Source organism: Bradyrhizobium sp. USDA 241 (assembly GCF_049739505.1).
Lineage (GTDB): Bacteria > Pseudomonadota > Alphaproteobacteria > Rhizobiales > Xanthobacteraceae > Bradyrhizobium > Bradyrhizobium liaoningense.
This window is the reverse complement of the sequence record NZ_JBMGPZ010000005.1, coordinates 1764438-1785941: the sequence shown is the minus strand read 5'-3', so window position 1 is coordinate 1785941 and position 21504 is coordinate 1764438. Positions and strand designations below refer to the sequence as shown.

The following is a 21504-nucleotide window of genomic DNA, read 5'->3' as shown; positions in this document are numbered from 1 at the left end:
ACATTCCCGCGGCACTCGGGCGTGTCATCCAACTGTCATCGAATGTGCCGAGAGCTGTGTCTCTGCCACATTCGGGACTCGACATGGACTATTTCAAGCGCTTCAACTTCCTGTTTGCCGCACCCATGTTCGATAGCGACGACCTCGAAGGCGTTCGCTTCAACCAGATCATCGAGGAGATCCAGCGCTCCGGATTCGAGGTGGTCCGGGCCCGCAAGCTGGAGGATGCCGAGATGGCGGTGCAGACCGATGCGGCGATCGGCTGCATGGTGGTGGACTGGGGCAAGAAGGGCCTCGAGGGCAAGACCTCGGCGCTGATCAATCTGATGCGCCGCCGGGGCCTCGACTTTCCCATCATCCTCCTGATCCGTCGCAAGCGGTTCGAGGATCTGCCGGTCGAGGTGCTCGATTTCATCGACGGCTATGTCTTTCTGTCCGAGGAGACGCCGCCCTTCATTGCCAAGAACCTGATCAGCCGTCTCAAGCAATATGCCGAGACGCTGAAGACCCCGTTCTTCGGCGCGCTGGTCGACTATGCCGAGGAAGGCAACCAGCTCTGGACCTGTCCAGGCCATAACGGCGGCGTGTTCTACAACCGCAGCCCGATCGGACGCGTGTTCGTCGAGCATCTCGGCGAATCCGTGTTCCGTGACGACCTCGACAATTCCGTGCTCGATCTCGGTGACCTCCTCACCCATGAAGGCCCGGCGCTGAAGGCGCAGAAGGAAGCGGCCCAGATCTTCGGCGCCGAAAAGACCTATTTCGTGCTCAACGGCACCTCGACGTCGAACAAGGTCGCGCTCGGCGCCCTCGTCACCGACGGTGACCTCGTGCTGTTCGACCGCAACAACCACAAGGCCGCCCATCACGGCGCTCTGATGATCAGTGGTGGCGTCCCCATCTACGTCCCGACCGTCCGCAATGCCTGGGGCCTGATCGGCCCGATGCGCTGGGACATGCTCGACGAGAAGGCCTTGCGCGAGGCCATCCGCAACCATCCGCTGGTCGGGGACCGCGACGCCTGGCGCAAGGAGCGTCCGTTCCGCGTCGCCGTGGTTGAGCAATGCACCTATGACGGCTCGATCCACAGCGCCGAGATGATCCTGAAACGCATCGGCCATCTCTGCGAATACATCCTGTTCGACGAGGCCTGGGCCGGCTTCATGAAATTCCATCCGCTCTATGCCGGCCGCTTCGCCATGGGGCTGGCCAATCTTCCACCCGAGGCCCCCGGCATCATCGCGACCCAATCGACCCACAAGCAGCTGGCGAGCTTCTCGCAGGCCTCGCAGATCCACATCAAGGATCGTCACATCCGTGGCCAGAAGCGCCGCGTCGAGCATCGCCGCTTCAACGAGAGCTTCATGCAGCACGCATCGACGTCCCCCTTCTATCCGCTGTTCGCCTCGCTCGACGTCGGTGCGCAGATGATGAAGGGTCGCTCCGGCGAAGTGCTGTGGGACGACACGATCCGGCTCGGCATCGAGCTGCGCAAGAAGATCCGGGCGATGCGCCGGGAGTTCGAGGAGAAGGAGCAAAATCCGGAGCGGCGCTGGTTCTTCGAGCCCTTCGTTCCCGATCGGGTCGCCATTCCCGATGTCGGCCGCCCCGTCGCCGCGCACAACGTCGCCTGGGAGACGCTCTCCACCGACGAGCTCGCGACCAATCCCGCGCTGTGGCAGCTCTCTCCGGACACCAACTGGCACGGCTTTCCCGATCTCGCGGAAGGCTTTGCCATGACCGATCCGAACAAGCTGACCTTGCTCACCCCCGGATTCGATCGTGCGACCGGTGCCTATGCCGAGCACGGCATTCCCGCACCGGTGGTCGCGCAATACTTGCGCGAAAACCGCATCGTCCCCGAGAAGAACGACCTCAACTCCCTGCTCTTCCTGCTCACGCCCGGCGTCGAGGCGAGCAAGGCCGGCACGCTGATCTCCGGCCTCGTCGCGTTCAAGAGGCTGCATGACGACAATGCGCTGCTGGCCGACGCGATCCCGGAATTCCATCAGCGGCGACGGGCGCGCTACGCAGGCGTGCGCCTGCGCGATCTCTGCGGCGAGATGCACCGCTTCTTCCGCGCCGCCGACGTCAGTGCACTCCAGGCTCGGCAGTTCATGCCCGAGCACATGCCCGAGATCGCGATGTCGCCCCGCGATGCCGCGCGCTATCTGTTCCGCAACGATGTCGACTATCTGCCGATCGAGGCGATCGCCGGCCGCATCGCCACCACACCCTTCGTGGTCTATCCGCCCGGCATCGCCACCATCGTGCCCGGCGAGCGACTGACGGAGCGGGCCAAACCCATGATCGATTATCTCAAGATGTTCGAGGCCTGCTTCAACACGTTCCCGGGCTTCGACGTCGAGATCCAGGGGGTCTACAAGGAGGTCGATGCGAACGGGCGCATCGGGCTCTACACTTACGTGGTCGCCGAGTAGTGCCGATGAACGAAACAGCTGCGCGCGCGAGTGACGAGCCCGTTCTGGTCAGGCCGTCACGCGAAAGCGATGTCGAAGCGATGCTGGCGATCTATCGCCATCACGTTCGCAACGGTGTGCCGCGCGACGTCGAGGGAACCGGCGCCCCTGAGCCGGATGATTTGCGCGAGCGGCGCAAGAACCTGAAGCAGACCCGCCTGCCGCATCTGGTCGCGACCTATCGCGGCGAGGTCGTCGGCTATGCCTATGCCGTGCTGTTCCGCAAGCGTCCCGCCTACCGATACACGGCCAAGCACTCGATCTACGTCCACCACGCGCATCTCGGCCGCGGAGTCGGACGGCTGTTGCTCCAGGAATTGATCGATGCCTGTGCGGCGGCCGGCTTCCGCCAGATGATCGGCTACATCGATGCCGACAACGCGCCCTCGCTGACATTGCACGAGAAATTCGGCTTCACGCGCGCCGGCCTGCTTTGCGGCGTCGCCTATCGCCACGGCCGCTGGTCCGACACCGTGATGGTGCAGCGATCGCTCGGCGCCGGGACGACAACACCTCCGCCCATCATGACGCCGGGCCGGTAGCCCTTACGACGGAAAGTCGGCCGGTCTCACATGGATGCGGTCGGCATGCAGCGACCAGTCATGCAATGCCTGTTCCTTGCAGAATCTCGCTTTCGCCCGCTCCTTGGCCTCATTCTCGTCGGCGGCATCGATCTCGAGCGTACCCTGACAAACCTCGCTCTGTCGGCCGTATTCGCCGAGCACGTTCTTCATGAACCTGACGACATAAGTAGCCATGGGACCTCCTGCTGCCCTCGCAGCACTCTAGTCCCATTTAGGGCGGAGCGGGGAAGGAGATTTTGACGCGGATCAAGGCGGAAAGGACAATCCATTGCGGAACCTGCCGGCCGGGGATAAGCCGGAATACCGGCCGCCCCCATGAGGATCTTGCCTTGCACTTTGTCTCCGACACCGAAGTCACGAAAGTTCTGACGTTTCCGATTCTTATTGCCGCGCTGGAGGAGGCCCATCGCCGGCCGAAGATGGAAGTCCTGGACGCCTTTCTCGGCGGCGAGGGGGCGCAATACGTCGTCCGCAGTGCCGTCGATCCCGGCCGCTACATGGCGAGCAAGATGTTCACCAGCTTCCCGGCCAATCTGGCGGAGGGCAAGATGCCGGCCGTGCAGGCGGTGTGCGTGCTGTTCGACGGCACCAACGGGAAGCCGCTGGCGGCGATGGACGGAACCGAGATCACGCACTGGCGCACCGCTGCCGACTCCGCGCTGGGCACGAAGCTGCTCGCCCCGCCCAGTCCCGAGACACTGCTTTGCGCCGGTGCCGGGGAGATGTCCGAGTGGCTGATCCGGGGGCATCGTACCGTGCGACCGTCGCTCGAGCGCGTGCTGATCTGGAATCGGAGCCCGGAACGGGCCGCCGATCTCGCTCGGCGTTTGGCGAAGGACGGTGTCAAGGCCGAGACGATCACGGATCTCGACGCGGCGACGCGAGAGGCTGACGTGATCACCACCTGCACCCGCGCGCATCAACCGCTGATCAAGGGCCGAAACTTGCGGCCGGGCACGCATCTGGACCTGGTCGGCGGCTACACGCCGCAAACGCGCGAGGCTGACGACGATGCCGCCAGGTTGTCGCGCGTCTTCGTGGACCGGCGGGAATCGGCCTTCCATGGCGTCGGCGACATCCTGCAGCCGATCGCCAGCGGTGCGATCAGCGAGGCCGATGTCCTCGGCGATCTCTACGATCTCGCCAGCGGCAGCGCGCAGGGACGCGCCTCACCGTCCGACATCACCTTCTTCAAGAACGCGGGCGGCGGCCATCTCGACCTCATGACCTGCGAGGCCGTGTTCAAGCAGCTCGGCACCAGGTTCGGGTAGCGCCCTGCCCTTGGCATCTCGCCGGTGGAGGCGGACGAGCGAAGGCAGGCGGACAGAGCCGACATCAGCCATCACGTCGTGATGTCGAGCAGCGACTCCGTCGTTTCCGAGTAGGCCTGAATGACCTTCGCATTGGCGATGAAGCTGTACTTTGCGGCCGCCAGCTCAACGAATTCGCGGGTGATATCGACATTCGGCGCCGCGACCAGGCCGTCCTGGTTTGCGAAGGGGGCGCCCGGGTCGGATTGTGCGATATAGCTCGGCGAAACCGTCGACACGGCCGCTTTCGTACCGCCTGGCATCGAGCCACTCGATTGGTCGACCTGATCGACGCGCAACGGCACATAAGCCGCGGGATAAGTCGAGCTCGTGCTCAAGCTGGCTGCATCGGCCGACGTGGCAGATCCGCCTGATGCTGGCAGCGGCCCGGTCGTGCGGACGTTGGCGATATTGCTCGCGGCCACGTTTACGCGCAAACTTGCCGCAGAAAGTCCGGATGTCGCGATCGAAAAGATGCTCATGGACTTTCAACTACAGGACAAGTGATACGCGTTCACTTACCCGGTCGATAAGATGCGGCGCTTTGGCTTTCCAACGTGGTAACCAATGATCGAAGCGCATCCAACTTGGCGCGGCCGGCCCCTTACCCGGGCGTCACACCAAAAGCCTGCTTGAAGCGCTCCGCATAGCGCGGCCAGACTTCGGGATTGATGATGCGCGGCGGGCGCTTGCCGTCGAGCACATCCAGCACCTGCTCGGCGGCGATGCGGCCCATGTTCTGGCGCGCCTCGATGGTGACGCCTGCCGTGTGCGGGCTCGCCAGCACGTTGTCGAACTGGAGCAGCGGATGCTCCGGCGGCGGCGGCTCCTTGGACCAGACGTCGAGGCCGGCACCCGCAATGCGCTTGTCGCGCAGCGCCTGAAGCAACGCGTCCTCGTCGTGGATGAAACCGCGCGCCGTGGTGATGAAATAGGCATGCGGCTGCATCAGCGCGAATTCACGCACGCTGATCATGTTCCGGCTGCCCTTGTTCAGCGGGCAGGAGATCGAGACGAAATCGGCTCGGCGCAGGAGCTCGTCGAGCTCGACCTTCTCCCCGCCCCGCTCCGCCATCACCTCGCCCGACAAATACGGGTCGTAGGCCAGTACCGTCATGCCGAGCAGGCCCTTGCACAGTGCGGCGATGCGCCGGCCGACATTGCCGAGGCCGACGATGCCGACGGTCTTGCCCTCGACCTCGTTGCCGACGAGTTCGTTGCGGTTGACGTCGAGCTCGCGGCGCAGGCGACGATCCGACTGGATGATGCGCTTGGACAACGTCAACATCATCGCCAGCGCATGCTCGGCAACCGAATGGGCATTGCCGCCGGACTGGTTGACGACCAGCACCCCCGCGTCCGTGCAGGCCTCGACGTCAACAGGGTCGAAGCCCGCGCCATTGCTGGAGACCAGCAGCAATTTCGGCGTCCGCTTCAGAAAGGCGGCATCGACGTGGAAATGCGGCGCCAGTTCGTCGCGGGCCGCGCCGATCTGGTAGACATGGGCCGCGCTCAGGATCGGCGCATAGAAATCTTCGGGGCTCTCGTTCTCGATGCGATCGAGCCGGACGTCGGGCCGCGCCTTCAGAATGTCGATGTAGATCGGATTGGCGAGGTACTTGACGTAGAAGACGCGCTTGTTGTTGACGGACATCAGGACCCTTCCGGCTCGCTCGCGAGAGGCTCGGCAGGGTCGGCGCGACGCGCTCCCTCCGCTGCTTCCTCCCGTTTCTTCATTGCCGCACTTATGACACGGCGGTGCCGGCCGCGGCAGGCCTTCTGGCGCAGATCACGGTGCCGGCGCGGACATGTTGACAATCCCACTGCCTGCGTCAAGTTCGGCGGGCCGCCGCGACGGCCAGAAAGAAGCAGGCGCGGCTGAAGGGAGAACGCAATGGCGATTGCGGAACAACGGACCTCGCCCCAGGCGGCTCAAGGCTCCGAAGGAAGCTGGCACGGCATCGTCCTGCAAACGTTGAAGCGGAACGAGATCAGCCTCGTCCCCTACGTGCCCGACCGGGTGCTGACGCCGCTGATCAAGAACCTGCACGCCGATCCCTTCTTCACCACCTTTGCCACCGCCCGCGAGGAGGAGGCGGTCGGCATCGTCTCCGGCGCCTGGATGGGCGGACGGCGCGGCGCGGTGCTGATGCAGACCTCCGGCTTTGCCACGCTGGCCAACGTGCTGGCCTCGCTCGCGGTGCCCTACCAGATTCCGCTGATCATGTTCGTGTCCGAGCGCGGCACGCTCGGCGAGTTCAACTACGGCCAGTCGCTGGTCTGCCGAACCATGCGCCCGGTACTCGATTCGCTGGCGCTGGAGCACCACACCATCACCCGGCTCGACGAGCTCGAATTCATCACGGACCGCTCGATCAGGCAGGCCGTCACCACGCAGGCGCCGGTGGCATTGATCCTCAACCCGCTGCTCACGGGCGGCAAGGTCTTCGACAAGTGAGGCCGGTCATGAACACGCGCAACACCAAGGTGATGAACCGCTTCGACGTCACCTCGCGCCTCATCGCGAAGCTCAAGCACGACGAAGCCGTGATCGGCGGCATCGGCAACACCAATTTCGATCTGTGGGCAGCCGGCCACCGCCCGCAGAATTTCTACATGCTGGGCAGCATGGGGCTCGCCTTTCCGATCGCGCTCGGCGTGGCGCTGGCGCAGCCCGGTCGCCGCGTCTTCGCACTCGAAGGCGACGGCTCGCTGCTGATGCAGCTCGGCGCGCTGTCGACCATTGCCGCCCTGAAGCCGAAAAACCTGACGATGATCGTGATGGACAACGGCGTCTATCAAATCACCGGCGCGCAGCCGACACCGGCAGCGAACGTCGCCGACATCGTCGCCATCGCCATCGGCTCGGGCCTCGCCAACAGCGCCTGGGCCGCGGACGAGGAGGATTTCGAGCGGCTGGTCGACGATGCGATGGCTGCCACCGAGCCGAGCCTGATCGCGGTCCGGATCGACGACAAACCGGGCGTGGGCACCACCCGCCGCGACCCCGTGCAGATCCGGGAACGCTTCATGCACGGCCTCGGCGTGCGCGAGCCACTTTAACATTTTGTCATTAACTACACGGCGATCTGATACCGACCTCGCGACAACCCCGCCAGATCCGTGCTAAGCGGTCGGAATGTCCTTTTTCATGCGTACCATTGCCTGGCTGCTCGCGGCCGCCGTCACTTTCGCCACTCTCGGTCCCCCCGGCCTGAGGCCCCATTCCGATCTCGGCCAGGACGGCGAACATGCGCTCGCCTTCATTCTGGTGGGACTGGCGTTCGGCCTCGCCTATGGGCGACGACGTCTGCTGGTCGCAGGGGCCGCGGTCGTGCTGATTGGCGTACTCGAGCTGATGCAATTTTGGGCACCCGGCCGCCATGCGCGGATGGGGGATTTTCTGGTCGATGCCGCCACCGCCTGCCTCGGCTTTGCACTCGCCGCAGCGGCCGATTGGCTGCTCACGCGCTTTCGCACCAGCACTGCCCTGACAAGCGAAGGCCCCGCGGAGTGACACTCCGCAGGGCCTGTCTGTCAGCGCCTGGATTGCCGCCGATCAATCGATGATCTTGACGACGCGTCGGGTACGCGGCTCGACGATCACGCGGCGATCGTTCACGACCGCGTAGCGATACTCGGTGTAGTTCGGCACGGGGCGGAGCACAACGGTGGGCGGCAGCGGCTCGCCGACGACAACGCGCTCCTCCACGACGACCGAATCGCTTCGCGGGATTCCGCCCAGCACGGCATTCGGAATTTCGAGACCGGCGCCGACGGCCGCGCCAACGGTGCCGCCGACCATCGCGCCGATCGGGCCGCCGATGTCGCCCCCCGCGCGCGCGCCGTCCGCGGCGCCCTGGGCGGTCGTTGACTGAGCGAAGGCTGCGCTCGACGCCAGAAGCGAGGCGGCAGCGAACGTAATCGCAAGACGGGTTTTCATATGCTTATCTCTCCAGTGATTGTCCTGCGCCTTCAACCGCGGGGCGGGAGCATTGTTCCGGTTCCCTACGGCCAAAGAAGCGCCAGAATCTGGAGACTGTTACGCGGTAACACATCAAGCTGCGGCGATCTCGTGCCCCGCCATCAGTTCCAGCGCCCGCACCATCGCCGAATGATCCCACGCCTTGCCGCCATGCGCCGCGCAGGACGAGAACAATTGCTGTGCCACTGCCGTGCTCGGCAGCGACAAGCCGAGTGAGCGAGCGCCTTCGAGCGCGAGGTTGAGATCCTTCTGGTGCAGCTCGATGCGGAAGCCCGGATCGAAATTGCGCTTCACCATGCGCTCGCCATGCACTTCGAGAATCCGCGACGAGGCGAAGCCGCCCATCAGCGCCTTGCGCACCAGCGCTGGGTTCGCACCGGCCTTGGATGCGAACAGAAGCGCTTCGCTCACGGCCTCGATCGTCAGCGCGACGATGATCTGGTTGGCGACCTTCGTCGTCTGGCCGTCGCCATTGGCCCCGACATGCGTGACATTCTTGCCCATCTTGTCGAAGATCGGCTTCATGGTGCCAAAAGCCCGCTCCGGCCCGCCGACCATGATGGTGAGGCTCGTAGCTTTCGCTCCGACCTCCCCACCCGACACCGGCGCGTCGAGATAGCCCGCCCCGAGCGCCTCGATCCTCTTGGCAAACTCCTTCGTCGCCAGCGGAGAGATCGAGCTCATGTCGACCACGATCTTGCCCTTTGAAATGCCGCTCGCGACCCCGTCCTCGCCGAACAGCACGGCTTCGACATGCGGCGTATCCGGCACCATGATGATGACCGCATCCGCCTCCTCCGCCACCTGCTTGCCGGAGTTGCAGGGAATGCCGCCCGCCGCAATCAGCTCGGGGGCAACAGACGCGACGTCATGCAGGAGAACGCGATGGCCCGCGGCCAGGAGATGGCCGGCCATCGGCCGTCCCATGGTCCCAAGTCCGATGAAACCGATGTCGATCATGTCTTCGTTTCCTCTGCGAAAGTTTCTGGTAAGTCTATCCACCTGCCCAGTGCACCTCTCCCGCTTGCGGGAGAGGTCGGCACGCAGTGCCGGGTGAGGGTTCTGTCCGCGTTGGGATTTTCTCCGCAAGAACCCCACCGCGGAGATACCCTCTCCCCAACCCTCTCCCGCAAGCGGGAGAGGGGGCCCACCGTCGGCTTGGCTACAGTCTCAAGTCTCGAACGTCTGTGCGGCGTGCCAGGACAGGCCTTCGAGCGTCGTGGTGCGGGGCTTGTATTCGCAGCCGATCCAGCCGCGATAGCCGATCGCGTCGAGATGGCGGAACAGGAAGGGATAGTTGATCTCGCCGGTGCCGGGCTCGTGGCGGCCGGGATTGTCGGCGAGCTGGATGTGGGCGATCTCAGGCAGGTATTCCTGCATGGTGCGAGCGAGGTCGCCTTCCATGATCTGCATGTGATAGATGTCGTACTGGATGAAGAGGTTATTCGACCGCACTTCCGAGATCAGCTGCACCGCCTGCTCGGTGCCGTTGAGATAGAAGCCGGGAATGTCGAGCGTGTTGATCGGCTCGACCAACAGCTTGATGTTCTCCCGCGCCAGCGTCGAGGCGGCAAAGCGCAAATTTCCGACCAGGGTCTCGTTCAGCTGGCCCGGGTCCGCATCGACAGGCGCGATGCCGACGAGGCAGTTGAGCTGCTCGCAATCCAGCGCCTTGGCGTAGTCGATGGCGCGGAATACGCCGTCGCGGAATTCACTGACGCGATCGGGCAGGATGGCAATGCCCCGCTCGCCCGCCGCCCAATTGCCGGCCGGCAGATTGTGCAGCACCTGCGTCAGCCCGTGGGCCTCCAATTGTTCGCGCAGCTGCGCCTTGTCGAAATCATAGGGAAAGAGATATTCGACGCCGGCGAAACCCGCCGCCTTCGCAGCGGCAAAGCGGTCGAGAAACGACATCTCGTTGAAGAGCATGGTGAGGTTGGCGGCAAACTTCGGCATGATGCTCCCCTATTCCGCCGGCTGCAGCACGCCCGGGCGCGCCCGCTCGACCTCGTCGAGCGGAAGGTCCAGCACCTCCTCGAACTCGACGATGTTGTCGATCTCGGTGCCCATCGCGATGTTGGTGACGCGTTCGAGGATGAACTCGACCACCACGGGCACGCGATGCCTGGCCATCAATTCACGCGCGGTGGCAAACGCCGCTTGCGTGTCCTCGGGGCGGGTGACGCGGATCGCCTTGCAGCCGAGGCCTTCGGCAACTGCGACATGGTCGACGCCGTAGACGCCGATCTCGGGTGCATTGATGTTCTCGAACGAGAGCTGGACTTGATAGTCCATCTCGAAGCCGCGCTGGGCCTGGCGGATCAGGCCGAGATAGGAATTGTTCACGACGACGTGGATGTAGGGCAGATTGAACTGCGCGCCGACCGCGAGCTCCTCGATCATGAACTGGAAGTCGTAGTCGCCGGAGAGAGCGACGATGTCGCGATCCGGGCACGCCGCACGCACGCCGAGCGCGGCGGGGAGCGTCCAGCCGAGCGGTCCCGCCTGTCCGGCATTGATCCAGTTGCGCGGCTTGTAGACGCCGAGGAATTGCGCGCCGGCGATCTGCGACAGGCCGATCACGGTGACATAAGTGGTGTCGCGGCCGAACGCCTTGTTCATCTCCTCGTAGACGCGCTGCGGCTTGATCGGCACGTTGTCGAAATGGCTCTTGCGCAGCATCGTCTTCTTGCGATCGCGGCAGGAAGCGGGCCACGCCTGGCGCTCGCGAAGCCTGCCTGACCGGCGCCACTCCCTGGCGACGGCGACGAACAGTTCGAGTGCGGCCTTCGCATCCGAGACGATGCCGAGATCGGGATTGAACACGCGCCCGATCTGCGTCGGTTCGATATCGACATGCACGAAGGTGCGGCCCTTGGTGTAGGTCTCGACCGAGCCGGTGTGGCGGTTGGCCCAGCGGTTGCCGATACCAAGCACGAAGTCGGATTCCAGCAGCGCGGCGTTGCCGTAGCGGTGGCTGGTCTGAAGCCCCACCATGCCGGCCATCAGCACATGGTCGTCGGGGATCGCGCCCCATCCCATCAGCGTCGGGACGACGGGCACGTTGGTGATCTCGGCAAACTCGACCAGCAGATCCGAGGCATCGGCATTGATGATGCCTCCGCCGGCGACGATCAGCGGCCGCTCAGCCGCGTTCAGCATCTCCAGCGCCTTCTCGACCTGCTTGCGCGTGGCAGTGGGCTTGTAGACCGGCAGCGGCTCATAAGTCTCGTCGTCGAACTCGATCTCGGCGAGTTGCACGTCGAGCGGCATGTCGATCAACACTGGCCCTGGCCTGCCCGAGCGCATCACGTGAAAAGCCTGGCTGAACACGCGCGGCACCAGCGCGGGTTCGCGCACCGTCACCGCCCATTTGGTCACGGGCTTTGCGATCGACTCGATATCGACCGCCTGGAAGTCCTCCTTGTACAGCCGCGCCCGGGGCGCCTGTCCGGTGATGCAGAGGATCGGGATGGAATCGGCGATCGCGGAATAGAGCCCGGTGATCATGTCGGTGCCGGCCGGCCCCGAGGTGCCGATGCAGACGCCGATATTGCCGGCCTTGGCCCGCGTATATCCTTCCGCCATGTGCGAGGCGCCCTCGACATGCCGCGCCAGGATGTGGCGGATCGAACCGCGCTTCCTGAGCGCCGAGTAAAGCGGGTTGATCGCGGCCCCTGGGACCCCGAAGGCAGTCGAGATGCCTTCCTTCTCCAGGACACGCACGGCTGCATCGACGGCTCGCATCTTCGCCATATCGGACCTCGCTTCAGTTGCGTCAGTGAGCGAGATCATCGGTTGCGCAGAAGCCGATCTCAACGAGATCGGTTTTATTTTCCACGATGCGGCAGCCGCGGAAAAATCACGGCGGTCTCAATCGGTTATATCGAGGAATGCGTGAAAGCGGATCACTCGAACAGCGGCGCCAGCTCCATCTGCGGCACCAGCACGAGACCCTTGTCGGTGATGCGAATTTCCGGAATGACCGATAGCGGAATCAAATTGAAGCCCATGTAGGGGATGGTGCAGCCGGCCTCCGCCCATTCCTTCTTCAGCACCTTCATTTCTTCCGCCACTTCGGTGACGCGCTTGTCGGAGAGCAGCCCGGCGATGGGCAGCGGAACCAGCGCCCTCACCTTGCCGTCGGCGACGACGCACACGCCGCCCTGATGCTCCTTGATCGCGGCGATGGCGACCTGCATGTCGTTCTTCTCGTTGGTGCCGGCGACAATGAGGTTGTGACTGTCGTGCCCGACGCTGGAAGCGACCGCGCCGCGCTTCAGGCCGAAATCCTTGAGAAGGCCATGGGCGACATTGCCGGCCGACTTGCCGTGGCGCTCGACGACCGTGACGAAGCAAAGTCCGTAGCGGGCGAACAGGGATGGCCAATCCTTTGCAGGTTCGATCGCGACCTTCTCATGGATCAGCATGATGCCGGGCAACGCGGTCTTGATCGCGTTGACGGTGCAGGCCTTCGTCGGCAGCTCCGGCGTCAGCTTCAACTTCTCCGGAAGCTTCACCGTGGCGTAGGCGGCCCTCGGATATTGATAGCGTTGCGACAAGGCCTGATCGAGAAGCCCGGTGATCTTGCGGTTCTCGACCACGAGCTCGCCACCGTACCAGGTGCATTGCGGCTTGAGCTGGTCGTCCATCAGCACGAGATCGGCGCGGCGGCCGCCGCCGAGTCCGCCGATGTCGCCATCCATGCCGAAGCGGGTCGCGCCATGCAGCGAGCCCATCGACCAGGCCTGCTCCGGCGACATCCCCGCCTTCACCGCCTCGCGCACCACGCAGTCGAGACCGAACAGCAGCAGATCGTCGGCATCGCGATCATCTGTGCAGACCGCCGTGCGCTTGTGCGAGGCCCCGAGTTCGGTGATCGTGCGGATCGCCTGCGGCAGCGAATGCCAGGGCGTCGTCGGCGGGCCGCCGCGCAAGAACACCCAGACGCCGGCGTCGAGCAGATCGTCAGCGATGTCGCGGTCGATCGCCTCATGGGTATCGGTGACGCCGCTCGCCGCATAGGCGGCGACGAACTCGCGGCCGTAGACATGGCCGGACACCGGCCGTCCACGCTTCAACGCGGCCGCCAGGATGGCATGGCTGCGCTCGTCGCCCATGGTGACTGGCACGAAATCCATCTTTTCGCCGAGTGCGACCGCCTCAGGCCAGCGATCGAACAGGCCCGCGATCTTGTCCGGCGTGAGGTCGCCGCCGGCGGTTTCCAGTTCCGCGGACGTAGCTGGCACCGTGCTGGGCACCGTCAAGAAGATCGAGAGCGGCGCCTCGCGTGCGTCCTCCAGCATCGCCTCGACGCCGGCGACGTCCATGACGTTGCCGATCTCGTGGCTGTCGCAGAAGATCGTGGTGGTTCCGTTGAGCAGCGCAGCTTCCGCGTAGGCACAGGCCGTCACCATCGAGGATTCGATGTGGATGTGCGGATCGACCAGCCCCGGCGCGATGATGCCGCCGGCCGCGTCATAGAGCGGCACGCCGCTCCAGACCTTCTTCGCCGTGCCGGCCGGCTTCACCGCAGCGATGCGGCCGCCGGTGATCCAGACCTCGCGGCCCGGATGGATGCGCTCCGAATAGGTCGAGAGCACCCGGGCTCCCGTGACGACGAGATCGGGCGCAACGCGCGCCGAGGCGACGTCGGCGAGGCGACGCGTCATGCTGTGCAGCGGCGCAACGGAGAAACGGGTGAGTCTGGTCATCGGCGCTCTCTGGTGACGTTACGGCCGAGCGATGGTTACGCCCGACCCCACCCCGGGCAAGCTCAAATATAGCGGCAGGACCTGCTTACGTCTTCGGCGCCGAAGCACCTGCTGCTCCCACGCCCGAAGCCCTGCGCGGGTTCCGCCTTCGCCTCGGCGGTGCGGCAGTGGGCTTGACCCGAATGCGCATCGACCGGCCTTTTTGCTCATCGATCTCGAACGCATTCGTCTTTCGCACGAGGTCGCTCAACTTGCGAAAGCCGAACGTCCTCGGATCGAAATCAGAAGCCAGATTGGCGAGCTGCCGTCCGACTTCACCAAGGGCGACCCAGCCGTCCTCGCTCTCCATCTGGGTGATCACCTTCTTGATGATGGGCGTGGCGGCATCGGGCGGCTGAAGCGGCGCCGACCTCGTGGCGGCATCCTGGGTGTTCGCCGGGGCAGCAAGCAGGTTCTCAGTATAGACGAATCTCCTGCAGGCCTGCCTGAAGCTTTCCGGCGTCTTCTGCTCGCCGAACCCGAAGACGTCGACGCCCTGCTCCCGGATGCGGGCGGCGAGACGGGTAAAGTCGCTGTCGGAAGACACCAGACAGAAGCCGTCGAACCGGCCGCTGTGAAGCAGGTCCATCGCGTCGATGACCAGGGTTATGTCGGACGCATTCTTTCCCGTCGTATAAGCGAACTGCTGCTGCGGGATGATGGCGTGCTTCGACAGAATGTCGGCCCAGCCCCTGGAACGCGCATTGGAGAAGTCGCCGTAGATGCGTCGGACGCTGGCCTCGCCGATCTTGGCAATCTCCTCGAAAAGTCCATCCGCGATCTTCGCAGAGGCATTGTCGGCGTCGATCAGGACGGCCAGACGGGGCGAGCGAAGTTCCGACGGCATGGTATTTCTCCACGGGATGGGCGCAGCATTAGAACATGCGCGCGTCTTAACGGCTAATCCTCGTTCGCCTTGAATCGCCCGAGCCCCTTCAGCACGAAGGGCGCCAGCAGCGCGATCAACGCCACCGCCAGCAGCGTCGCCGAGATCGGGCTTTGGACCAGCGTCATGGGATCGCCGAGGCTGATCGCGAGTGCGCGACGCAATTGGCTTTCGGCGATCGGGCCGAGGATCAGGCCGACGACCACGGGAGCGATCGGAAAATCGAACCGGCGCATCAAGAAGCCGAGCACGCCGAAGCCGGCCAGCATCGACAGTTCCACCACCGACGGCTTGGCGGCGATGGTGCCCATGGTCGCGAAGACGAGGATGCCGGCATAGAGCCAGGGCTGCGGAATCGCGAGCAGGCGCACCCACAGTCCAACCAGCGGCAGGTTGAGCACCAGCAGCATGCAGTTGGCGATGAAGAGGCTCGCGATCAGACCCCAAACGAGATCAGGCCGCTCGGCGAACAGCAGCGGCCCCGGATTGAGGCCGTATTGCTGGAAACCCGCCAGCATCATCGCGGCGGTCGCCGAGGTCGGCAGCCCGAGCGTGAGCAGCGGCACCAGCGTGCCGGCGGCGGAGGCGTTGTTGGCCGCTTCCGGGCCCGCCACACCTTCGATCGCACCCTTGCCGAATTCTTCGGGGTGTTTGGTCAGGCGCTTTTCGGTCGAATAGGACAGGAAGGTCGGGATCTCGGCGCCACCCGCAGGCAAGGCGCCGATCGGGAAGCCAAACATGGTGCCGCGCAGCCACGGTTTCCACGACCGCTTCCAGTCTTCTTTCGTCATCCACAGCGAGCCGCGCACCGGCTCGAGCTTCTCCTCGGTATGGTGACGGCGCGATGCGACATAGAGCGCCTCGCCCACCGCGAACAGGCCGACCGCGAGCGTCGTCACCTCGACGCCGTCGAGCAGCTCAGGGATGCCGAACGCAAGCCGCGCCTGGCCGGTCAGCTTGTCGATGCCGACGAGGCCCAGCGTCAGGCCGATGAACAGGCTGGTCAGACCACGAACCGGCGAATCTCCGAAGGTCGCCGACACCGTGACGAAGGCAACGCACATCAGCGCGAAGTAATCCTCTGGGCCGAAGCGCACGGCGAAATCGACCAGCCACGGCGCAAGGAAGGCGAGTCCGATGGTGGCGATGGTGCCGGCAACGAAGGAGCCGATCGCGGAGGTCGCGAGCGCCGGCCCACCGCGGCCGGCCTTGGCCATCTTGTTGCCTTCGAGCGCGGTCGCCATCGAGGCGCTCTCGCCGGGCGTGTTGATCAGGATCGCCGTGGTCGATCCGCCATACATGCCGCCGTAATAGATGCCCGCGAACATGATCAGCGAGCCGCCGGGGTCGAGCTTGTAGGTGACGGGCAGCAGCAGCGCGACGGTCAGCGCCGGGCCGATACCCGGCAGCACGCCGACGGCCGTGCCGAGGAACACGCCGATCAGCGCATAAAGCAGGTTCATCGGCTGGACGGCGACCGCCATGCCGTGGGCGAGCGCGGCAAAAGTGTCCATCACAGCAGTCGCTCCAGGGGCCCGGCCGGAAGGCTCAGCGTCAACAGGCGGTCGAACGCGAGATAGATGACGGTCGACATCACGAGGGCGATGATGCTGTCGACCAGGATGGCACGGCGTCCAAACGCCGCCGACGTCGTCACGAACAGCGCGGCCGTCGCCAGGATGAAGCCGCCGCCGAAGCCGATGATCGCGATCAGCAGCGCCAAGCCGACCAGGATCAGAAACACCGGAACGGGATCGGCGCTCTCGCGCGCCGGCAGGTTGCCACGTAGCGCGTCGATGAAACTGCCGATCGCAAGCAAGGCAAGGCCGGAGGCGACCACAACCGGCATCGCCTCGGGCCCCATCCCGTACATCGCGGCGGATTGCAGGCCACGCGCATCCCAGACCAGCACCGCGGCGAGCCCTGCGAGCAACGCGGCGATAACGAGGCCGGCGCGGTCGACGCGCCGCGGCGGCTGCGCAGGATCGCCTGAGGTCATGACTTGACGAGGCCGACCGATTTCAGCACGTCGGTGACGCGCGCCGTTTCCTTCTTCAGGAAGTCGGCGAAAGCGTCGCCGCCGAGATACGCATCCTCCCAGCCTTTCTGCTTGAGGATCTCCTTCCAGGCGTCGGATTTCACCATCTTCTCGACCGCATCGCTCAAGGTCTTGCGCTGCTCCGGCGTGATGCCGGGAGGCGCGACCACCGAGCGCCAGTTGGCAATCACGAGGTCGATGCCCTGCTCCTTGAAGGTCGGGATGTCACTGCCGGCAATGCGCTTCTCCGAGGTCACGCCGATCGCGCGCAGCTTGCCGGACTTGATCTGCCCTTCATATTCGCTCAGGCCCGAAATGCCCGCGGTGACCTTGCCGCCGAGAATCGCCGCCAGCGACTCGCCGCCGCCGGAGAACGGGATGTAGTTGATCTTCTTCGCATCGGCGCCGACGGCGCCGGCGAACAGGGCTGCCATCACATGGTCCACACCGCCGGCCGAGCCTCCGGCGAAGGTGACCCTGGCGATATCGGCCTTCACCGCGGCGGCGAGATCCTGCGCATTCTTGATCGGCGAATTCGCGGGAACCACGATCACCTGGATCTCCTCGGTGAGGCGGGCAATCGGCGTCACCTGCTCCAGCGTCACCGGCGACTTGTTCATGGCGAGCGCGCCCGCCATGACGAAGCCGCTGACCATCATCTGGTTGCCGTCGCCCTTGGCGCCATTGACGAACTGCGCGATGCCGACGCTGCCGCCTGCACCGGGAACGTTGGTGACCTGCACGCTGCGCGCGACGCCCGAAGCCACCAGCGCCTGCTGCATCGAGCGCGCGGTCTGGTCCCAGCCCCCGCCCGGAGCTGCCGGCGCCATCAGCTTGAGCTCGAGTTGCTGGGCAAAGGCCGGATTGGCTGCCGCCAGGGTCAGCGCGACGGCTGCGCCGACAAGGCGCGGGGGAAATCGAAACATGGGGGCATCTCCAGGCTCATGCGGACGTTTGCCGCATTGTGTCGTTTGGTCGCATATCAGCCAAAACGGCCGATACTGTCCAGTGACATCGCCCAGGGCTTTTTTGGTCAGCGAGGCGCCGGGATCGCCCCGCCAAGCGCGGCCGTCAGTTCGGCAGCGACATCCCGGACGATTTGCCCGATCTCCGGCAACCGCTGATCGGTCAGCCGGCCGGTCATGCCGGAGACTGAAATCGCCGCGAGCGGCTCGGCGCAGTCGTTGTAGACCACCGCTGCAACGCAACGCAGGCCCATGCAGGCCTCTTCATCGTCGAGGGCATAGCCCTGCTTGCGAATCTTTTCGAGCTCCTTGAACAGGTCGCTCGGCCGGACGATCGATTTCTCAGTCAGGCGGGGCATGCCGTGATGGCGGATGACGGCGCCGACGTCCTCGTCCGAATAGGTCGCCAGCACGGCCTTGCCGACGCCGGAGGTCACCATGGGAACGCGGCCGCCCACCTTGGTCAGGGAGCGCATGATCTCGCGGCTTTCCATGCGGGTCAGCACAATGATGAACTCGTCGTCGACCACGGCGAGATTGGCCGTCTCGCGGGTGAGATCGCGCAGCTTGCGAAGGTATGGAATCGCCTGCGCGGAGAAATTGCGCCGCCGCGCGAAGCTGGCGCCGACGGTGAAGCTGCGCACGCCGACATGCCATTTGGATTCGGCACGGTCGAACTGCACGAAACGGCGGCTTTCGAGGGTTGCGAGTAGCCGGTGCACGGTGGACGCCGACAGGCCGGTGCGGATCGCGAGATCGCTAAGGCGATAACCTTCGTCGTCCTCGGCCAGCGTCTCGATGATCGACAGCGCACGGTCAACGGACTGCACGCCGCCGTCGCGGCCCTCGTGATCGGCTTCCGCGACCGATTTGGGCTCGAGCGATTTGCGCCGGATCACGTTCTTGCTCATCGCGACCTGCATTCAGTCTTCTCCTCTCCCCGCCTGTGGGGCCGCGACGCGTTTCGCTCGCGCTGAGAGGGTCAGAGTGAGGGGAGTCTCCGCGAGGACGGAGGCAGTCAGACTCGTGGAGGGTCCCCCTCACCCGGAATTTGCTGCGCAAATCCCGGCCTCTCCCCGCGGGCGGGGAGAGGCGAACGACGGCTCAGAGCAGCCCTGCCCCGCGCGCCCACTTGTACTTGGCGCCGAGCACCTCGACCGGCAGCTCCGTCGAGTAGGCGTAGGCCGGAATGCCGTTCTGGTAGAGATATTCGGCGGCTTCCTCGACCTCGACGTCGCCGGCCAGAGACGCGACCATCGGCTTCACAAAACCCTTGGCCTCCATCTCCTTCTTCACCTCGACCATGTTGCGGGCGAACACCATCGGCGGGGTGACGATGGTGTGCCAGTAGCCGAGGATCAGCGCGTGGATGCGCTCGTCCGAGAGGCCGAGCTTCACGGTGTTGACGTAGGTGATCGGCGGCTCGCCGCCGGTGATATCCACAGGATTTCCGGCCGCACCGAACGGCGGGATGAACTTGCGGAAGGCCGCATCGAGATCCGGCGGCATCGACATCAGCGACAGGCCGTTGTCGACGCAGGAGTCCGAGAGCAGCACGCCCGAGCCGCCGGCGCCGGTGATGATCAGCACGTTCTCGCCCTTCGGCGTCGGCAGCACCGGCACGCCACGGGCGAATTCGAGCAGCTGGCGCAAGGAGCGAGCGCGGATCACGCCGGACTGCTTGAACACGTCCTCGTAGATGCGGTCGTTACCGGCGAGCGCGCCGGTGTGCGAGGATGCCGCCTTGGCACCGGCCGAGGTGCGGCCGGCCTTGAGCACCACCACCGGCTTCTTCTTGGAGACGCGTTTTGCCGCTTCCGCAAAGGCGCGACCATCCTTGAGGTCTTCGCAGTGTTGCGCGATCAGGTTCGTGTTCGGATCCTGCTCGAAGAAGGCGAGCAGATCGTCCTCATCGATGTCGGACTTGTTGCCGAGACCGACGATCGCCGAGACGCCCATTTTCGCTGAGCGCGAGAAGCCGATGATGGCCATGCCGATGCCGCCCGACTGCGACGACAGCGCCGCATGGCCCTTGACGTCGTAAGCAGTACAGAAAGTCGCGCAGAGATTGGCGGGCGTATAGTAGAAGCCGTAGATGTTCGGCCCCATCAGGCGGATGTCGTACTTCTTGCCGACCTCGACGATCTCGGCCTGCAGCTCCGGCGCGCCGGCTTCAGCGAAGCCCGACGGGATCAGCACCGCGCCCGGGATTTTCTTCTCGCCGCACTCGATGAGCGCCGCAGCCACGAACTTGGCGGGGATCGCGAACACCGCGACGTCGATCACGCCGGGCACGTCCTTGACGCTCTTGTAGGCCTTGTAGCCGAGGATCTCGGTGGCCTTGGGATGGATCGGATAGATCTCGCCCTTGTAGCCGCCGTTGATGAGGTTCTTCATCACGGAGTTGCCGATCTTGCCGTCCTCGGCGGAGGCGCCGACCACGGCGACCGCCTTCGGCTGCATGATGCGGTTCATCGCGGTGACGATCTCTTCGGTCGGGCGCGGCTTCGGCTTCGGCTTGAAGGCGAAGTCGACGACGATGCGGACGTCGGCTGCCGTCGCGCCCTTCGCCGTCGCGAACACCGGGTTGAGGTCGAGCTCGACGATTTCGGGGAAATCAGTGACGAGCTGCGACACCTTGACGATGATTTCGGCGAGGGCGTTGCGATTCACCGGCTCGCTGCCGCGCACGCCCTTCAAAATCTCATGCGCCTGGATGCCGTCGAGCATCGAGAGCGCGTCCTCCTTGGTCGCGGGCGCGAGGCGGAAGGTGATGTCCTTCAACACCTCGACCAGCACGCCGCCGAGGCCGAAGGCGACGAGCTTGCCGAACGAGCCGTCGGTGATCGAGCCGACGATGACCTCGGTGCCGCCGGCCAGCATCTGCTGCACCTGGACGCCCTCGATCTTGGCATCGGACTTATATTTCTTGGCGTTGGAAAGAATGGTCTCGTAGGCCTTCTCGGCTTCTTCGGTAGTCTTGAGACCGACGATGACGCCGCCGGCTTCGGTCTTGTGGAGAATGTCCGGCGAAACGATCTTCATCACGACCGGGAAGCCCATGGACGAAGCTATCTTGCCGGCTTCGCCTGCCGACTTTGCCACGCCCTCCTTCGGTACCGGAATGCCGTAGGCGTCGCAGACCAGCTTGCCCTCCGGCGCCGTTAGGCTGGTGCGGTTGTCCGCCTTGACCTGGTCAAGCACCTTGCGGACGGCATCTTTGGAATTGGACATCTGGCTTCTCCCTTGACCTGAGTTCGTTCTTTTCAAAGCGCGCGCGTGGTTTGCGGCTGCCCGTGATGCTTGCCATTGGCCGCGCTCTGTTCCATGCGGCGGAACGGAGTGGCATAAAGCCCGAGACTACTCCGCCGGCTTGGATCAAAAATGGCTGGCGATGGCATTTGGTATGCCAGAAGCCAACTTGTCAAGCTGAAGCGTGCCTTGGAACGCCGCAAAAAATCGTCAGCTTGACATTCTGGCATGTGGTATGCCAAAAACTTTCC

20 protein-coding genes are annotated in these 21504 nt (G+C 64.7%); 6 read left to right on the top strand and 14 right to left on the bottom strand.

What is annotated here, in order from left to right; all coding sequences use genetic code 11:
* Positions 1-83: 83 nt before the first annotated feature.
* Positions 84-2441, top strand: coding sequence for an Orn/Lys/Arg decarboxylase N-terminal domain-containing protein (locus ABIF91_RS30365; protein ID WP_028177180.1), 2358 nt, complete (start codon positions 84-86; stop codon positions 2439-2441).
* A 5-nt stretch (positions 2442-2446) separates the two neighbouring features.
* Positions 2447-3022, top strand: a complete 576-nt coding sequence (locus ABIF91_RS30360) for a GNAT family N-acetyltransferase (RefSeq protein WP_028177181.1) — start codon at positions 2447-2449, stop codon at positions 3020-3022.
* 3 nt (positions 3023-3025) lie between these two features.
* On the opposite strand, the gene ABIF91_RS30355 is transcribed toward ABIF91_RS30360, so the two are convergent.
* Positions 3026-3238: a hypothetical protein gene (locus ABIF91_RS30355; RefSeq protein ID WP_028177182.1), complete on the bottom strand. Its 213-nt coding sequence runs from the start codon at positions 3236-3238 to the stop codon at positions 3026-3028.
* A 62-nt stretch (positions 3239-3300) separates the two neighbouring features.
* Between ABIF91_RS30355 and ABIF91_RS30350 the strand changes: the two genes are divergently transcribed.
* Positions 3301-4335, top strand: a complete 1035-nt coding sequence (locus tag ABIF91_RS30350; RefSeq protein ID WP_424579560.1) for an ornithine cyclodeaminase family protein — start codon at positions 3301-3303, stop codon at positions 4333-4335.
* A gap of 71 nt (positions 4336-4406) precedes the next feature.
* Here ABIF91_RS30350 and ABIF91_RS30345 read toward each other — a convergent pair whose 3' ends face one another.
* Both ABIF91_RS30345 and ABIF91_RS30340 read right to left on the bottom strand, forming a co-directional pair.
* Entirely contained in the window at positions 4407-4856 is a 450-nt protein-coding gene (locus tag ABIF91_RS30345; protein ID WP_028177184.1) for a flagellar basal body rod protein FlgC, read from the bottom strand.
* Positions 4857-4978: 122 nt separating this feature from the next.
* Positions 4979-6028 (bottom strand): hydroxyacid dehydrogenase, encoded by a 1050-nt coding sequence (locus ABIF91_RS30340; protein WP_035669715.1) that lies wholly within the window; start codon positions 6026-6028, stop codon positions 4979-4981.
* Between the two features lie 240 nt (positions 6029-6268).
* Between ABIF91_RS30340 and ABIF91_RS30335 the strand changes: the two genes are divergently transcribed.
* From ABIF91_RS30335 to ABIF91_RS30325, 3 genes are all read left to right on the top strand, one after another.
* Entirely contained in the window at positions 6269-6832 is a 564-nt protein-coding gene (locus ABIF91_RS30335) for a thiamine pyrophosphate-binding protein (RefSeq protein WP_028177186.1), read from the top strand.
* Positions 6833-6840: 8 nt separating this feature from the next.
* Entirely contained in the window at positions 6841-7437 is a 597-nt protein-coding gene (locus ABIF91_RS30330) for a thiamine pyrophosphate-dependent enzyme (protein WP_028177187.1), read from the top strand.
* Between the two features lie 76 nt (positions 7438-7513).
* Positions 7514-7891 (top strand): hypothetical protein, encoded by a 378-nt coding sequence (locus ABIF91_RS30325; RefSeq protein WP_028177188.1) that lies wholly within the window; start codon positions 7514-7516, stop codon positions 7889-7891.
* Between the two features lie 42 nt (positions 7892-7933).
* Here ABIF91_RS30325 and ABIF91_RS30320 read toward each other — a convergent pair whose 3' ends face one another.
* From ABIF91_RS30320 to ABIF91_RS30270, 11 genes are all read right to left on the bottom strand, one after another.
* Positions 7934-8317, bottom strand: a complete 384-nt coding sequence (locus ABIF91_RS30320; protein WP_028177189.1) for a DUF1236 domain-containing protein — start codon at positions 8315-8317, stop codon at positions 7934-7936.
* Positions 8318-8431: 114 nt separating this feature from the next.
* Positions 8432-9319 carry a 2-hydroxy-3-oxopropionate reductase gene (locus tag ABIF91_RS30315; protein WP_424579559.1) on the bottom strand — a complete coding sequence of 296 codons (888 nt, stop codon included), beginning with the start codon at positions 9317-9319 and terminating at the stop codon, positions 8432-8434.
* A gap of 210 nt (positions 9320-9529) precedes the next feature.
* A complete protein-coding gene (hyi, locus tag ABIF91_RS30310) occupies positions 9530-10315 on the bottom strand; it encodes a hydroxypyruvate isomerase (protein WP_028177191.1) in 786 nt (261 codons plus the stop codon).
* A gap of 9 nt (positions 10316-10324) precedes the next feature.
* Positions 10325-12115 carry a glyoxylate carboligase gene (gene gcl, locus ABIF91_RS30305; protein WP_028177192.1) on the bottom strand — a complete coding sequence of 597 codons (1791 nt, stop codon included), beginning with the start codon at positions 12113-12115 and terminating at the stop codon, positions 10325-10327.
* A 152-nt stretch (positions 12116-12267) separates the two neighbouring features.
* Positions 12268-14073 (bottom strand): adenine deaminase C-terminal domain-containing protein, encoded by a 1806-nt coding sequence (locus tag ABIF91_RS30300; RefSeq protein WP_424579558.1) that lies wholly within the window; start codon positions 14071-14073, stop codon positions 12268-12270.
* 85 nt (positions 14074-14158) lie between these two features.
* Positions 14159-14959, bottom strand: a complete 801-nt coding sequence (locus tag ABIF91_RS30295) for an NYN domain-containing protein (protein ID WP_028177194.1) — start codon at positions 14957-14959, stop codon at positions 14159-14161.
* 53 nt (positions 14960-15012) lie between these two features.
* Positions 15013-16512, bottom strand: coding sequence for a tripartite tricarboxylate transporter permease (locus ABIF91_RS30290; RefSeq protein ID WP_028177195.1), 1500 nt, complete (start codon positions 16510-16512; stop codon positions 15013-15015).
* The gene (locus tag ABIF91_RS30285; RefSeq protein WP_028177196.1) at positions 16512-16997 is read right to left on the bottom strand and encodes a tripartite tricarboxylate transporter TctB family protein; all 486 of its coding nucleotides are present in this window, start codon (positions 16995-16997) and stop codon (positions 16512-16514) included. The genes ABIF91_RS30290 and ABIF91_RS30285 overlap by 1 nt, the downstream gene beginning before the upstream one ends.
* Positions 16994-17962: a Bug family tripartite tricarboxylate transporter substrate binding protein gene (locus tag ABIF91_RS30280; protein WP_028177197.1), complete on the bottom strand. Its 969-nt coding sequence runs from the start codon at positions 17960-17962 to the stop codon at positions 16994-16996. The genes ABIF91_RS30285 and ABIF91_RS30280 overlap by 4 nt, the downstream gene beginning before the upstream one ends.
* A gap of 107 nt (positions 17963-18069) precedes the next feature.
* Positions 18070-18912 carry an IclR family transcriptional regulator gene (locus tag ABIF91_RS30275; RefSeq protein ID WP_028177198.1) on the bottom strand — a complete coding sequence of 281 codons (843 nt, stop codon included), beginning with the start codon at positions 18910-18912 and terminating at the stop codon, positions 18070-18072.
* A gap of 193 nt (positions 18913-19105) precedes the next feature.
* Positions 19106-21235 carry an acetate--CoA ligase family protein gene (locus ABIF91_RS30270; RefSeq protein WP_028177199.1) on the bottom strand — a complete coding sequence of 710 codons (2130 nt, stop codon included), beginning with the start codon at positions 21233-21235 and terminating at the stop codon, positions 19106-19108.
* Positions 21236-21504 lie beyond the last annotated feature (269 nt).

Coding starts and splice junctions, on each gene's coding strand:
- ABIF91_RS30365 (WP_028177180.1), top strand. CDS start 84: ATGGACTATTTCAAGCGCTTCAACTTCCTGTTTGCCGCACCCATGTTC.
- ABIF91_RS30360 (WP_028177181.1), top strand. CDS start 2,447: ATGAACGAAACAGCTGCGCGCGCGAGTGACGAGCCCGTTCTGGTCAGG.
- ABIF91_RS30355 (WP_028177182.1), bottom strand. CDS start 3,238: ATGGCTACTTATGTCGTCAGGTTCATGAAGAACGTGCTCGGCGAATAC.
- ABIF91_RS30345 (WP_028177184.1), bottom strand. CDS start 4,856: ATGAGCATCTTTTCGATCGCGACATCCGGACTTTCTGCGGCAAGTTTG.
- ABIF91_RS30340 (WP_035669715.1), bottom strand. CDS start 6,028: ATGTCCGTCAACAACAAGCGCGTCTTCTACGTCAAGTACCTCGCCAAT.
- ABIF91_RS30335 (WP_028177186.1), top strand. CDS start 6,269: ATGGCGATTGCGGAACAACGGACCTCGCCCCAGGCGGCTCAAGGCTCC.
- ABIF91_RS30330 (WP_028177187.1), top strand. CDS start 6,841: ATGAACACGCGCAACACCAAGGTGATGAACCGCTTCGACGTCACCTCG.
- ABIF91_RS30325 (WP_028177188.1), top strand. CDS start 7,514: ATGTCCTTTTTCATGCGTACCATTGCCTGGCTGCTCGCGGCCGCCGTC.
- ABIF91_RS30320 (WP_028177189.1), bottom strand. CDS start 8,317: ATGAAAACCCGTCTTGCGATTACGTTCGCTGCCGCCTCGCTTCTGGCG.
- ABIF91_RS30315 (WP_424579559.1), bottom strand. CDS start 9,319: ATGATCGACATCGGTTTCATCGGACTTGGGACCATGGGACGGCCGATG.
- hyi (WP_028177191.1), bottom strand. CDS start 10,315: ATGCCGAAGTTTGCCGCCAACCTCACCATGCTCTTCAACGAGATGTCG.
- gcl (WP_028177192.1), bottom strand. CDS start 12,115: ATGGCGAAGATGCGAGCCGTCGATGCAGCCGTGCGTGTCCTGGAGAAG.
- ABIF91_RS30300 (WP_424579558.1), bottom strand. CDS start 14,073: ATGACCAGACTCACCCGTTTCTCCGTTGCGCCGCTGCACAGCATGACG.
- ABIF91_RS30295 (WP_028177194.1), bottom strand. CDS start 14,959: ATGCCGTCGGAACTTCGCTCGCCCCGTCTGGCCGTCCTGATCGACGCC.
- ABIF91_RS30290 (WP_028177195.1), bottom strand. CDS start 16,512: ATGGACACTTTTGCCGCGCTCGCCCACGGCATGGCGGTCGCCGTCCAG.
- ABIF91_RS30285 (WP_028177196.1), bottom strand. CDS start 16,997: ATGACCTCAGGCGATCCTGCGCAGCCGCCGCGGCGCGTCGACCGCGCC.
- ABIF91_RS30280 (WP_028177197.1), bottom strand. CDS start 17,962: ATGTTTCGATTTCCCCCGCGCCTTGTCGGCGCAGCCGTCGCGCTGACC.
- ABIF91_RS30275 (WP_028177198.1), bottom strand. CDS start 18,912: ATGAGCAAGAACGTGATCCGGCGCAAATCGCTCGAGCCCAAATCGGTC.
- ABIF91_RS30270 (WP_028177199.1), bottom strand. CDS start 21,235: ATGTCCAATTCCAAAGATGCCGTCCGCAAGGTGCTTGACCAGGTCAAG.